This window comes from Microlunatus sp. M237, from assembly GCF_056896895.1.
Genome location: NZ_JBXHBL010000002.1, coordinates 328,273 through 341,143 on the forward strand (window position 1 = coordinate 328,273; position 12,871 = coordinate 341,143).

The window sequence follows — 12,871 nt, forward strand, 5'->3', positions numbered from 1 at the left end:
GTCTCAGACGCAGCTGACCCGGTCGGTCGGTGCATAGCGCCAGAAGAACTTCTCCGTCTTGACGACCTTGCCGTCGCGATAGAACAGTCGCTCGTAGTTGACGTCGAAGCCCTGCACCGGGCTCATCGGCTGACACTTCGGGCTGTCGTCCGTGAGGTCACGGCCGGTGGTGAAGTTCGACTTGCGCAGCGGTGACGACTCGATCTTGTCGTAGGTCTTGGTCGACCACATCTTGACGGTGATGGAGCCCTGGGTGCCCGGGCGAGCCTTCGTCACGTCGGCCTGCACCAGCACGCCGTAGTCGGTGTCGTTGCCGAACTTCAGGTCCAGCGTCGGCCAGGCCACGGTGGCTTCTCGGCCCGCCGGGTAGCGGTCGATGTAGAGCGTGTGGGGCTGGTGCTGGATGTCCTTCAGACCGGCGAAGAACATCGCGTTGTAGGTCGTGGTCGCACTCTGCGAGACACCGCCACCGAGCTCAAGGCGGAACTTCCCACCGGAGATGATGTTGCCCTCGGTGAAGCCGTTCTCGGCGGTCCGCTCACCGACGATGTCGTTCAGCGAGAAGGTCTCACCCGGCTTGAGCACCGTGCCGTTGATCAGCTCCGCGGCGCGGCCGATGTTGACGTTGCGATACTCCGCGTAGGGGAACCGTGTGGTGAACGATCCGGTCACCTCCTTGATGCCGAGCTTCTCCGCGTCCTGGGTGGTGAACTTAGCCTTGGCTCCGCTGAGCTCGGCCGTCACGGTGCGCTCGGCACCGGACCGGGTCAGCGCGGGCTCCACGGCCTTGGCCAGGTTCTCCGCGCTCACCTCGGTGCCGTCGACGGCCGGGACGACCTCGGGCTTGCCGTTGCGGAGTCGGACGGTGGCGTCCTTCGGCTTGGTGATGGCGACGGCACGCACCGCGCCGTCGGCCGCCTGACGCAGCTTCTTGGCGTCCAGCACCGGCGTGAGAGTGCCGTCCTGGGTGGCGAAGGTGATCGACGAGCCGATCATGGTCGGCGTCACCGAGAACCGCTGCCCGCCGCCGAGCTTCACCACGACCGGCGCGGACACGGCCGGTTCGGCGAACTCGTCGACGATCGTGTCCACCTCCGCGGTGGTCACGTCAGGATCGGTGAGCGTGGCCGGCAGCTCCACCGCAGCGGTGCTGACGAAGTAAGCGTCGGTGAGCGCCTTCGTCGCCTCCGGCACCTTCAGCGCAACCCCGCGTACGCCGTCGGTCTTCTTGATCTCGGTCTTGGCGAACGCCAAGGTGGCGTCCTTGGCCGCCGCGTCGTGCTTCGTGGCCAGCCCTTCCACCGTGCTGCGCAGCTTGGTCTGGTCCACCAGCCGAGGCACCTGGGTGCTCGAGCCGCCGGTCAGCACCTGCCAGATGTCCCGCGGGTCCAGGCTCCGGCCGCCGCCGGCTCGCTCGACGGCGCCGTCATAGTCCAGGGCGAAGCCGGCGGCCACCGGGTCGACGCTGTCCTTCTTGCCGCCGATCCTCACATCGATGTCCTGGCTGGCCCGCGGCTCCAGCGCGGCCTTCAAGGTGTCCACCGCGTCAGCCCGGTCCAGCCCGCCGACGGCCACGCCGGAGATCTGTGCGTTCTTCGGCAGCTTGTCGCCGGCCATGAAGTATCCGACGGCGTACAGTGCGAGTCCGGCCACGACGACGAGGCCGAGGAGGGCGCCGAGCACGCGCTTGGTCCGGCCGCGGCGCGGCTTGGACGGCGGGTCGGTGAACGCCTCCGGCTCGACCGCCGGTCGCACGATCGTGTCGTCGTCGGGGCGAGGCCGGACGACGGTGTCGTCGAGGTGATCGTCACGGTCAGAGGGGCTCACTACGGACCTGTCTTCGTCTCAGTGTCATGAAAAAATCGGGAAAGAGGTGGAGAATCGGGGGTGTCCCCCGTCTCAGGGGTATCGCTATAGGTCCCCCGATGGTACGTCAGAGGGATCCCAGACGAAGAGTTCTGACCCGCCGCGAGCACCCGACCGACCACCAGGGTGTGGTCCCCGGCGGCGTGGACCGACGCGGTGCTGCAGTCCAGCCAGGCTTGGGCGCCGGTCAGGACCGGCGCTCCGGAGTGCGGCGCCGGTTGGTGGTCGATGTCGTCGAACTGGGCGAGAAGGTCACGACCACGACGGCTGAAGTGACGAGCCAACCGGCTCTGGCCCTCGGCCAGCACGGAGACCGCCCAGCTGCCGGAGCCGATGACGGCGTCATGGAACCGGCTGGCGCGACCCACGCTCACCAGGACCAGCGGCGGGTCCAGGGAGACCGAGCAGAAGGCGGTGGCGGTCAGCGCGTGCGCCACGTCGTCCACCATGGTCGTCACCACGGTCACGCCGGAGGCGAACTCGGCCATCACCAGCCGCAGCGTGTCGGCCGGCACGCCCGCCGGCGTCGTGTCTGGGGATATCACGTCGGACAGGTACGGCACCCTCAGCCCAGTCCGGCGAAGATGTCGTCAGCCCAGTGCTCGGGTCCGCTCGACGTCTCGTCCGGGAAGGGCAGGCCGGCCGCCAGGCGGAAGAACTCGTGCCCCCACGCCTCGTCGCCGAAGTTGTCGGCCATCGCGAAGAACGGCCCGTCCAGGGTGATCTGGGTCGCGTGGGCCCGCATCGCGGCCATCTTCTTGTCCACGTAGGCGGTACCGTCCACGACCACGTCGATGGCGGAGTCGGGCGACACCATCGGCGGCATCTCGCCGTCCGGGTCGAAGCCTTTCCAGCTCTCGGTGTCGCCGGCGTCGCGGAGCGCCTGGATGCTCTTGCGCATCCGGCTCTCGCTCATGGTGGTCCACAGCACCCGGTCGATCTGCCACGGCTCGCCCAGGTCGTCGCGGAACGACGCAACAGCTGCGAGCAGATAGGCGTACATGGCGACCCGGTGGGCCTGGATGTGATCGGGGTGTCCGTAGCCGCCGAACTGGTCGTAGGTGATCAGCACCTGCGGGCGGCGGTCGCGGATCACCCGCACCAGCTCGGACGCCGCCTCGAGCAGGTCGGCGGTCCAGAAGATGCCGTCGCGCAGCTCGTCGCGGGCGATCGCCATCCCTTTGTCGTCATAGGCCATACCCGAGTCGCGATAGCGGAAGTCTCCGCCGAGGCGGACGAAGTCGGTGACGCCGAGCTCGGCCATCGCGGCCTGCAGTTCGGTCTTCCGGTACGGGCCCAGGGTGTCGTCATGATCAGCTCCCAGGTGAACGAGCTCGTCGACCAGGACCTCGCCCTCTTCGCCCATGGTGCACGTGACCAACGTCACCTGCGCACCGGCGGCCACATACTTCGCCATGGTGACGCCGGTGCCGATCGTCTCGTCGTCTGGATGCGCGTGGACCAGCAGGAGGCGCTGAGCCGAGGTGGGGAGGGGGGCGGCAGAATTCACGACCTCCACCTTACGACGCGTGCCAACTATGTTCGGCCACCCAGGGATAGTGGTGAGATCAGACGACCTGCCGGGCTTCGGCGAAATGACACGCCGACGGATGGCTGGACAGCCCGTCCTCGCGCGGCTCCAGCAGCGGCACCTCGGTGGTGCAGACCTCCTGCGCCTTCCAGCACCGGGTGTGGAACCGGCAGCCGCTCGGCGGGTTGGCCGGACTTGGTACGTCGCCGCTGAGCACGATCTGCGTCCGGGTGTTGCGCAGGGTCGGGTCGGGAACCGGCACCGCCGACAGCAGGGCCTGGGTGTACGGGTGGGTGGGTCGGGAGTAGATCTGGTCCTCGTCCCCGATCTCCACCAGGCTGCCCAGATACATCACCCCGACGCGGTGCGAGATGTGCCGAACCACCGACAGATCGTGGGCGATGAAGACGTACGCCAACCCCAGCTCGGCCTGCAGCCTCTCCAGCAGGTTGACCACCTGCGCCTGCACCGACACGTCCAGCGCCGACACCGGCTCGTCGCAGATGATCACCTTCGGGTTGAGCGCCAGGCCGCGGGCGATCCCCACCCGCTGCCGCTGGCCACCGGAGAACTGGTGGGGATAACGGTTGATGTGCTCGGGGTTGAGACCCACCAGGTCCAGCAGCTCCTGGACGCGGCGCCGTCGCCCACCCCGCGGCACCACGTCGGAGTGGATCTCGAACGGCTCACCGACGATGTCGCCGACCGTCTTGCGCGGGTTGAGCGAGGTGTACGGGTCCTGAAAGACGATCTGGATGTCGCGCCGCAGCTTGCGCATGTCCGCGCCCCGCTGGGAGTACACGTCGACGCCGTCGAAGGTCAGCCGGCCGGCGGTCGGCTCCTCCAGTCGCATCAGCAGTCGGCCCAGAGTCGACTTGCCGCAGCCCGACTCCCCGACGATGCCGAGCGTCTCGCCTTTGTGCAGGTCGAAGCTGACGCCATCCACCGCCTTGACGTGCCCGACCGTGCGGCGCAGCACACCGGTACGGATCGGGTAGTACTTGGTGAGTCCCTCGGCCCTCAAGATCACGTCGGTCATCGCAGTCCCTCACGGTCGACGGTGGCAACGGCGGTGCCGGTGAGCACATCCTGGGCGAAGTGGCAGGCACTGCGACGGTGGTGACCGATGACCAGCAGCTCCGGCGGCGGGTCATGTCGGCAGACGTCGTGGACGTAGCGGCAGCGCGGGTTGAACGGGCAGCCCGCCGGGATGTTCATCAGGTTCGGCGGAAGCCCGCCGATGGCGGCCAGGTTCTGGCCCTTCTGGTCCAGCCGCGGGATCGACTCCAACAAGCCCTTGGTGTAGGGGTGCGCCGGGCGGGCATACAGGTCGAAGACGTCGGCGTGTTCGACGATGCGACCGGCGTACATCACGGCGATGCGGTCGGCCACGTCGGCGACCACGCCGAGGTCGTGGGTGATCAGGATGAGCCCCATCTTGCGCTCCTCCTGCAGCTCCTCGAGCAGCTTCATGATCTGGGCCTGCACCGTGACGTCCAAGGCGGTGGTCGGCTCGTCGGCGATCAGCACCGCTGGGTCGAGCGCGATCGCCATGGCGATCATGATGCGCTGGCGCATGCCACCGGAGAACTGGTGCGGGTAGGCCCGGACCCGGTCGGCCGCACCGGGGATGGCTACCCGCTCCATCAGCCGGACGGCCTCAGCCATGGCGTCGGACTTGTTCATGCCGCGGTGCTTGCGGAACATCTCGGCGATCTGCCAGCCGACCGGGAAGACGGGGTTCAGCGAGGACAGCGCGTCTTGGAACACCATCGCGATCTCGGCGCCGCGCACTTGGCGACGGTCCTCCTCCGGCAGTGTCAACAGATCGGTGCCGCAGTAGCGGACCGCGCCGCCGGTGATGAAGCCGGGCGGTGAGTCGAGGATGCCCATCACCGCCTGGGCGGTGACTGACTTGCCGGAGCCCGACTCCCCCAAGATCGCCAGCGTCTCCCCCTGGCGGAGGTCGAAGGACACCCCGTTGATGGCCCGGGCCACCCCCTCGCGGGTGCGGAACTCGACCTGGAGGTCCTCCACCTGGAGCAGCATCTCGTCCTTGGGCTGCCAGCGGCCGCCGCCGGCGATCACGTCGACGTCCTTGCCGCGGCCCAGGACCCGGCCACGGCCGGTGCGTGTTGCGTGTGACATTCGAGTCCTCTCAGCGGAGCTTCGGGTCGAGCGCGTCGCGGATGGCGTCCCCGAGCATGATGAACGCCAGCACGGTGAGCGACAGGAAAACGCTCGGGAAGAGCAACATATGCGGGGTCGAGCGGATGAAGCCGATGCCGGACGCCTCGGAGATCGCAATGCCCCAGGAGATGGCCGGCGGCTGCAGTCCGATGCCGAGGAAGGACAGCGTGGCCTCGGTCGCGATGAACACGCCGAGGTTGATGGTCGAGACGACAATCACCGGAGCGAGCGAGTTCGGCAGCACGTGGGAGACGATGATCCGCAAGGGACTGGCACCCAGGGCACGGGCCGCCTGGACGTAGTCGTTCGGCTTCACCTGCAAGACGCTGGAGCGCATCAACCGGTTGATGTTCGGCCAGCCCAGCACGCCGATGGCGAGCACCACCTTGAGTACCACCACCAGGTACGGCGTGTCCAAGGTGCTCGGGAACGAGTAGAGGATGAGGATGCCGCCGAGCAACAGCGGGATGGCGAAGAAGATGTCGGCGATCCGCGACAGCAGGGCGTCGAGCCAACCGCCGACATAGCCGGCGACGATACCCACGATGGAGCCGACGACCAGGGTCGAGGCCGTGGTCAGGATGCCGACCAGGATCGACGCACGGGCGCCGTAGATGGTCCGGGCGTAGATGTCGTAGCCCTGCTGGTCCATCCCGAACCAGGCGCTGCCGGACGGCTTCTCCCGGCTGCGGCTGAGATCGGCGTAGTAGGGGTCGGTGCGGGTGAACAGCTGGGGGGCGATCGCCATCACCACGAAGATCACGATCAGCGCGGTGGAGATCCAGAACAGCGGGTTCCGCTTCAGCTCACCCCAGGCGTCCGACCACAGGGACCGTGCGTCGTCACTGCCAGGCACCGCGGTCGGCACCATGGCAGCGGCAGCTCCCGAGGTCTCGCTGAGGGGTGACGACGTGTCAGTCATTGCTGATCCTCGGGTCCAGGATCCCGTACAAGAGATCGACGAGCAGGTTCATGATCAGATAGATGACCACCAGGCAGACCACAGCCCCCACCACGGACACGCCGTCCTGCTGGTTGATGCTGCGGAAGATGAAGAAGCCGACGCCGTTGATGTTGAAGATGCGCTCCGTCACGACCGCACCACCCATCAGGGCGCCGAAGTCGGCGCCGATGTAGGTCACCACAGGGATGAGCGAGTTGCGCAGCGTGTGCACGCTGACGGTGCGGCGTGCGGTCAGGCCCTTGGCCTTGGCTGTGCGGACGTAGTCGGAGCGCAGGTTCTCGACCACACTGGTGCGGGTCAGCCGCGCGACGTAGGCGATCGACACCGAGCCGAGGACGAAGCCCGGCAGGATGAGCTGACCCCAGGTCCCCTGAGTGGCCGTCACCGGGAAAAGTCCCAGCCGGACGCCGAAGACCAGCTGCAGCACGCCGCCGATGACGAAGATCGGGATCGACACCACGAACAGCGTGCTGACCAGCACCAGGTGGTCGAGGAACTTGCCCTTGCGGATGCCGGCCAGGACACCGGCGATGATGCCGATGACGATCTCGAAGACGATCGCCACCACGGCGAGCTTCACCGTGGTCGGGTAGCGCAGCGCGAGCTCGTCGATGACCCGGTTGCCGTAGAAGTTGGTGCCCAGATCGCCCTGTAAGAGCTTGCCGAGATACAGCACGTACTGCACCAGCAGCGGCTTGTCCAGGTTGTACTCGCTGTTGAAGGCCGCGATGTAGGCATCTGAGCACGGGCGCTCACCGCAGCGGCCCTCGACCGGGTTGCCCGGAAGGGCGAAGACCAGCGTGTAGATCAAGAAGGTCGATCCCAAGATCACAGGGATCATCTGCAGCAGGCGCCGAAGCACATACTTGCCCACGCGTCGCTCCTCTCGTTCGGTGCGGAATCACTCCTACCTCAACGCCAGAGGTCGGCTCGCCGGAATGTCCGGCGAGCCGACCTCTGGAGTGGGAGAGCTAGCTCACTTGAGCTTGATGGACGACAGGTCCAGGGTGCTGAACGGGGTGACCTTGACGTCGGTCACCTTGTTCGACCAGCCGACCGGGGTCGCCTGGTACCACAGCGGCGCCACCGGGAAGTCCACGGCCAGCATCGCCTCGGCCTCCTGGTAGAGCTTGTTGGCCTCGTCCGCCGTGCCCGCCGCAGCCGCTTCCTTCAGCTTCGCGTCGAACTTCGGGTTGTCGTACTTGGAGTAGTTGGAGTCCGCGCCCTTGCCGTACAGCGGAGCGAGGAAGTTCTCGATGGCCGGGTAGTCCATCTGCCAACCGGTGCGGAACATGCCCTGACGCTCGCCGGCCTCGATCTGGTCGAGCAGCGTCTTGAAGTCCGGGGTGCCCTGGGCGACGCAGTCCACGCCGAGGGTGTTCTTGACGGAGTTGCAGGTGGCCTCGGCCCACTGCTTGTGCCCGCCGTCGTTGTTGTAGCCCATCGTGAGGGTGCCCGAGTAGCCACCGGCCTTCTGGTAGAGGGCCTTCGCGGCGTCAGCGTTGAACGTGCAGGCGTCGCCACAGACCTCGGCCTTGTAACCGTCGACCACGGGCGAGACCCAGCCGGTCGCCGGGACGCGGGTGCCGTTGAAGATCTTGGCGATGATCTCGTCACGGTTGATGGCCATCGAGATGGCCTTCTTCAGGTCGACGTTGTCCTTCAGCTGCTCGTCGTTCGGGCTGAAGGTCAGAGTCTGGGTGATACCGGTGTCCGCCAGCTCGCTGCGACCCTCCAGGTCGGTCTTCCAGGCGTCGCCCACCAGCTGGTCGGCCGGGATGATGTCGGTGAAGTCGATCTGGTTGGCGACCACGTCGTTGTAGGCAGCGTTGGCGTCGTTGTAGATCCGGAAGGTGACCTGGTCGACGTTCGGCTTGTTGGCGCCGGAGTAGTCCGCGAACTTCCTCAGCACGATCTGCGTCGCGTCGTTGGTCTCCACCTGGAACGGACCGGCGCCGACCGGCTTCTTGCCGTAGGCCTCGGGATCGGCGAAGAACGAGTCGGGCAGCGGCGCGAAGGCGGTGTAGCCCAACCGGACCGGCAGGTTCGAGACCGGCTCGGAGGTCTTGATGGTGAAGGTGGTGTCGTCGACGACCTTGAGACCGGTCATCTCCTTGGCCTTCGGAGTCTCCTTCTGCGCCTCGTCGGTGGGCTGCAGGTCGGCGTAGCCCTCGATCACCCCGAAGAAGTAGCTCTGACCCTGACCATTGGGGAAGTAGGCGGTGTAGTTCCAGGCGTCGACGAAGTTCTTCGCCTTGACGTCGGTGCCGTCGTGGAACTTGTATCCGGCCTTCAGCTTGACGGTGAAGGTCTGGTTGTCAGTCGTGTCGATCGACTCGGCGACGTCCATCTCGGGCGCTGCGGTGTCGGAGTTGTAGTGCACCAGCTTGGCCAGCACGGCGTCGAGCACGTTGCCGCCACACACCTCGGAGGTGTTACCGGGCAGCAGCGGGTTCTGCGGCGTGCAGCCACGAATGGTGATCGATCCGCCGGCCTGGCCAGCAGATTCGCTGGTGCCGGGGGTTTCGCCCCCGCCGCCGCACGCCGACGCCAGTAAGGCGATCGAGGTGATGGCAGCGGCGGCCATCGCGCGAGTTCGTCCTCGCATGTGATGTCCTCCTCCAAGGATATGTCCGGTTTCGGACACGGTGAGCTGGCGCGACGGTACGCGCACAGGATGGCGTCAGTTCTAGGCGATGCGACCGGCGACTGCAAGTTCTTGCGCATTGCGCGCCCATGACGAAACATGATTGTCACCTTGGGCCGCGGCATACCAGACATGGTCGTCCGCACTGTCGGCCACCATCCAGGCACACCCGCGGGAGTAGGCTCCGACTACCCTGCCGCCGTCACGGGGCGGGCCGGTGGGGGGTGACAACGGCGTCGCCCCCGATCACCGAGGCGCTGCGGTCACCGCCGGCCCGGCGCGGCCGCGTCAGCCGGCGAAGCGCTGACGCGAGGCGATCGCACGCCGCAGCCGGTCGGTGCCGTCGACGAGCGAGCGGCGCACCGGCGACGGCAGGTCGGTCCGCGCCAACGTCTCCTCCGCCAAGGCCAGCGTCTGCGGTGTCGAGGCACTCGCCGGGTAGGCCAGCATGGCCACCTGACCCAGCGCCCAGCCGCTGCGGAACTCGGCGGTCGCGCTGATCTCCGCGAAGTAGCGCGGTACGTACGCCGCCGTCAGCTCGGTCTGGGTCGGAGCGAAGAACCCCTCCGCGGTGGCATAGAGCTCGTAGGCACCGGTGCTCGTCGGCTGCATCAACAGCGCCCAGGCTGCCTCCTTGGCCTCCGCCGACGGCAGTCCGGCTCGGGCGCGCGCTGCATGCACGTGCGCCGAGGCTGACGGGTCGTCAGCCAGCGCACGCTCGATCACCGCGGAGTCGCCGGTGCACCCCGCCAGCCGGGTGACCAGAGCCCAGGTCAGCTCGGGGTCCAAGACGATCCCGGTCGGCAGCCCTCGACCATCCAGCCACGACGCCAGCACCGTCGGGTCGTCACAGCTGCGGATGGCCAGCCGGAAGGTGGCGAGCTGGCGGTCCGACCCGGCCTCGGCGGAGTCCAACAGGCCACGCACGCTCCGGTACAGCTGGGCACGACGTTCCGGTCGCCGTTCCGGCGGGCTGAAGGGCCCCGCGGCCTGGTCCAGGGCGAACTGCAGGACCGAGCGGAGCACCACGTCGGAGGACTCCACCGCGACGGCCCCGCAGATCATCTCCAAGGCAGCGGCCGGGTCGAGCTCTGCAGCGCGGACGGAGTCGCGGATGCTGTTCAGCGCGACGGTCCGGGACGGATGTTCCGGCAGCACCCGGAGCAGCGCCGCGACACCGGGCCAGCCATCGGCGCCGAAGCGGACGGTGGCCCAGGTCTGGTCTTCGGCATCGGGCACCACGGTGACGACCTCGTCTCCGACCGGCATCCGGACCGGCTGCCCGGCCAGGGTGGTCTCGGTCCGAGACAGCACCCGACCGTCGGCGTCGAAACCGGCCACCACCAGGGCATGGGTACGGTCGGCGTCAGAACCGGCCGGCGGCGTACGGGTGACGACCACCTCACCGGCCAGCCGCTCGACGTCGAGCCGGTCCATCCCGGATGTGCGCAGCCACTCACCGGCCCAGGCGTCGAGATCGTGGGCCCCGGCTCGGGTCCAGGCGGCGATCAGGTCGGCGAACTCCGCGTTGCCGAAGGCATGCCGGTCGAAGTAGTCCCGCAGGCCGGCCAGGAACACGTCGTCGCCGAGGTAGGCCACCAGCTGCTTGAGCACCGCCGCGCCCTTGGCGTAGGAGATGCCGTCGAAGTCCTGCAACGCCGACTGAGCGTCGGCGGAGCCGTTCCCGGCCACCGGGTGGGTGGACGGCGACTGGTCGGCGACCGACCCCCAGTCCTTGCGGACGATGCCGAACTCGGTCCACAGCGGATAGGGCGTCGCCTCATCGCAGCAGCGGTGGGCCATGTATTCCGCGAAGGATTCGTTCAGCCACAGGTCGTCCCACCAGGTCATGGTGACCAGGTCACCGAACCACTGGTGCGCCATCTCGTGCGCGATGGTGCCGGCCCGGCTGGCCCGCTCTGACGCGGTCGCCTTGGCCCGGAAGATGAACTGGTCGCGGAAGGTGACGCAGCCCGGATTCTCCATCGCCCCGGCGTTGAAGTCGGGCACGAACGCCTGGTGGTATTCCCCGAAGGGGTAGCGGACGCCGAAGACGCGGTGGTAATAGTCGAAGGAGGCCTTGGTCACGGCGATCAGGTCGTCGGCTTCGGCGGAGAGGAACTCACCCAGCGAGGCCCGGACGTGGAAGCCGAGCGGGATGCCGTCGTGCTCGGCATACACCGAGGCGTACGGTCCCGCGACCAACGTCACGTAGTACGTCGACAATGGCTGGGTCGAGGCGATCCGCCAGCGGCCGGGCCCGAGGTTCTCGCTGGGACCGTTACCGATCACTGTCCAGTGCTCCGGCGCGCTGACGTCGAGGACGTAGCGCGACTTGAGGTCGGGCTGGTCGAAGCAGGCGAACCAGCGCGGGCCGGCGTCCAGGAACGACATCGCATACAGATAGGTCTGCTGGTCGGCCGGGTCGACGTGGCGGTGCAGCCCCTCGCCGTCGCTCGAGTAGGCCATCCGGCCGGCGACCACCAAGGTGTTGTCGCGCTGCTCGACCTGCAGCGGCAACCGGCCCTGCCGCCAGGTGGCGACGTCGAGCGGCTCGCCGTTCAGCGTCGCGCGGTGCAGCTCGACACCCTTGAAGTCGACGAAGGTCTCCACCCCCGGCGTCCGGCAGCCGAACTCGATGGTGGTGACCGAGGTGAAGAAGTCCGTCTCCGCTGTGAGGTCGAGCTCGACAGTCGTCGAGCGGACGTCCAGCGCGGCGGCGCGGTCGACCGCTTCGGTACGGAGCAGGCTGACGTGGTCTGTCGATCGAGGCATGGACGAAAACCTACCTGCCGTCCTGCGTCCGAGCCGGCGCGGTCGGCAGCTGACGGTGTGGCAGCGGTGGCGGCCTGCGGTACGCCGGGAGGGTCAGAGAGCGCGGCGCGCCAGGTGACGCTGTTCGTCGGCGGCGTCGGCGGAGTCGGCGGGGTCCGCCGAGTCGATCGGTCCGCGATCCGCCTCGTCGGGGGATCCGACCACCTCGTCGCCGACCACCGTGCCGTCTTGGATGTGCACGGTGCGGTCGGCGTAGTGGGTGATCCGGTCGTCGTGGGTGACGATGATGGCGGCGGTCCCCCGCGCCTTCATCTCGTCACGGATCAGCCGGACGACCTGGTCGCCGAGCTTGCTGTCGAGGGCGGAGGTCGGCTCGTCGAAGAGCACCAGCTCCGGGTCGTTCATCAGCGCCCGGCCGATGGCCACCCGCTGCTTCTGACCACCGGAGAGCTGACCGGGCAGGTTGCCGGCGCGGTCGCTCAGCTCCAGCTCCTCGAGCAGCTTGTCAGCCCGGGCCGCGGCCTGACGGCGACCGGCCTTGCCGGACCGGGGGCCGAGCTCGGCCACCACCAGCAGGTTCTCCCGGGCGGTCAGGAACGGCACCAGGTTGACCGACTGGAAGACGAACCCCACCGACGTACGCCGGAACTCGGTCAGCCGCGCCCGGTTGTAGCCGGAGATGTCTTGTCCACCGACCACCACCGAGCCCGAGGTCGGCGACAAGATGCCGCCGGCGATGGAGCAGAGGGTGGTCTTGCCGGAGCCGGACGGCCCGACCAGGGCGATGATCTCGTCCGAGCCGACCTCCAGGCCGGCGTCGGCCAGCGCCACCACCTCGGAGTCGGCCATGGCGTACGTCTTGCGGACACCCTGCATGGTGAGCGCACTGGTCACGAGC

At 67.9% G+C, this 12,871-nt stretch carries 10 protein-coding genes; all 10 read right to left on the reverse strand.

Annotated elements, in window-relative coordinates; translation table 11 throughout:
- Window positions 1-3 precede the first annotated feature (3 nt).
- A complete protein-coding gene (locus AC1XX3_RS07770; protein WP_483320515.1) occupies window positions 4-1,827 on the reverse strand; it encodes a VanW family protein in 1,824 nt (607 codons plus the stop codon).
- Entirely contained in the window at window positions 1,827-2,411 is a 585-nt protein-coding gene (locus AC1XX3_RS07775; RefSeq protein WP_483320516.1) for a flavin reductase family protein, read from the reverse strand. Before AC1XX3_RS07775 ends, AC1XX3_RS07770 begins: the two co-directional genes overlap by 1 nt.
- A gap of 20 nt (window positions 2,412-2,431) precedes the next feature.
- Entirely contained in the window at window positions 2,432-3,376 is a 945-nt protein-coding gene (gene mshB, locus AC1XX3_RS07780; protein WP_483320517.1) for an N-acetyl-1-D-myo-inositol-2-amino-2-deoxy-alpha-D-glucopyranoside deacetylase, read from the reverse strand.
- Window positions 3,377-3,434: 58 nt separating this feature from the next.
- Window positions 3,435-4,436, reverse strand: a complete 1,002-nt coding sequence (locus tag AC1XX3_RS07785; protein ID WP_483320518.1) for an ABC transporter ATP-binding protein — start codon at window positions 4,434-4,436, stop codon at window positions 3,435-3,437.
- A complete protein-coding gene (locus AC1XX3_RS07790) occupies window positions 4,433-5,446 on the reverse strand; it encodes an ABC transporter ATP-binding protein (RefSeq protein WP_483321164.1) in 1,014 nt (337 codons plus the stop codon). Before AC1XX3_RS07790 ends, AC1XX3_RS07785 begins: the two co-directional genes overlap by 4 nt.
- Window positions 5,447-5,555: 109 nt before the next feature.
- A complete protein-coding gene (locus AC1XX3_RS07795; protein WP_483321165.1) occupies window positions 5,556-6,458 on the reverse strand; it encodes an ABC transporter permease in 903 nt (300 codons plus the stop codon).
- Between the two features lie 43 nt (window positions 6,459-6,501).
- A complete protein-coding gene (locus AC1XX3_RS07800) occupies window positions 6,502-7,425 on the reverse strand; it encodes an ABC transporter permease (RefSeq protein ID WP_483320519.1) in 924 nt (307 codons plus the stop codon).
- Window positions 7,426-7,527: 102 nt separating this feature from the next.
- Window positions 7,528-9,159 (reverse strand): peptide ABC transporter substrate-binding protein, encoded by a 1,632-nt coding sequence (locus AC1XX3_RS07805; protein ID WP_483320520.1) that lies wholly within the window; start codon window positions 9,157-9,159, stop codon window positions 7,528-7,530.
- Window positions 9,160-9,486: 327 nt separating this feature from the next.
- Window positions 9,487-11,973, reverse strand: a complete 2,487-nt coding sequence (gene pepN / locus AC1XX3_RS07810) for an aminopeptidase N (RefSeq protein ID WP_483320521.1) — start codon at window positions 11,971-11,973, stop codon at window positions 9,487-9,489.
- A 93-nt stretch (window positions 11,974-12,066) separates the two neighbouring features.
- Window positions 12,067-12,867, reverse strand: a complete 801-nt coding sequence (locus AC1XX3_RS07815) for an ABC transporter ATP-binding protein (protein ID WP_483320522.1) — start codon at window positions 12,865-12,867, stop codon at window positions 12,067-12,069.
- Window positions 12,868-12,871 lie beyond the last annotated feature (4 nt).